The 1,124-nt window shown below is 39.6% G+C and carries 1 protein-coding gene; it reads left to right on the top strand.

Annotation, left to right across the window (positions count from 1 at the left end; all coding sequences use genetic code 11):
• Window positions 1-23 precede the first annotated feature (23 nt).
• On the top strand, window positions 24-1,124 hold a 1,101-nt coding region (locus AC1DND_RS28315), incomplete at its 3' end, for an efflux RND transporter periplasmic adaptor subunit (protein WP_477586232.1).

Genomic DNA, 1,124 nt, shown 5'->3' with positions numbered 1-1,124 from the left:
CTAGTCTACTTAATATTTGAATCATGAAAAAGAAAACAATATTTATTATCATCGGTATCGCAGTTGCATTATTCGCGGTTTGGTACTTCGCTTTGCGCAAAAAAGAACAGGTGGTTGTTCTCGAAACCGAAAAACCTAAAATGGGTTATATCTCCGAAAATGTTACGGCCACGGGAAAGGTGCAACCAGTTGATACAGTAGCTGTAGGCACCCAGGTATCAGGAACCATCAAAACGCTGTATGCAGATTTTAACTCGAAGGTTAAAAAAGGACAGTTATTGGCCGAACTTGATAAAACTTTATTTGAGGCTACTGTAAATCAATATCAGGCCAACTTAGTCAGTGCTCAGAGTGCATTGGTTTACCAACAGGGCAATTTCAGCCGTCAAAGTAATTTGTATAAAGTTGGCGCAGTAAGTAAAGCAGATTACGACAACGCGTTGTATACTTACAATGCTTCAAAAGCATCGGTTAACAGTATTAAGGCTCAACTTGCTTCTGCTCAAAAGAACCTATCACTGGCCAGTATTTATTCTCCAATTGACGGAACGGTACTCTCCAGAAGTGTAAGTGAAGGAACGACTGTGGCGGCGAGTTTTAGTACACCAACCATCTTCAGTATTGCAAAAGACCTTACGAAAATGCAGGTAGAAGCCTCTGTAGATGAGGCAGATGTAGGCGACATCTCAAAAGGTGAAAGGGCGACATTTACCGTTGACGCCTTTTTAAACGATACTTTTAAAGGTACCATACAAGAAATCAGGTTAAGTCCATCCATTTCTTCAAATGTGGTTACCTATAAAACCATCATTAATACTTCAAATGATGCAAATAAGTTAAAACCCGGTATGACAGCAAATATCACCATCTTCACCAAAGAAGTTAACAATGCTATGCTTATCCCTACAAAAGCTATAAAATTTGCTCCAGATTCAACTTTAGCGGGTAAATATCAAATGACCTGGGTTAATCCCAACAGAAAACCGGCCGGGGCAGACGAGGCGTATGTTTGGGTACAAAAAAATTCAAAAGAACTGGTACAAAAAAAGATTAAAACCGGTATAAACGACAATACTCATGTTGAAGTTTTATCCGGGTTAGCGGCAGCAGACGTTGTCATTACA

The sequence above is a fragment of the Pedobacter sp. 01N416 genome, assembly GCF_056399685.1.
The sequence above is the reverse complement of the archived record's forward strand: the minus strand, read 5'-3'. Positions and strand labels throughout refer to the sequence as shown.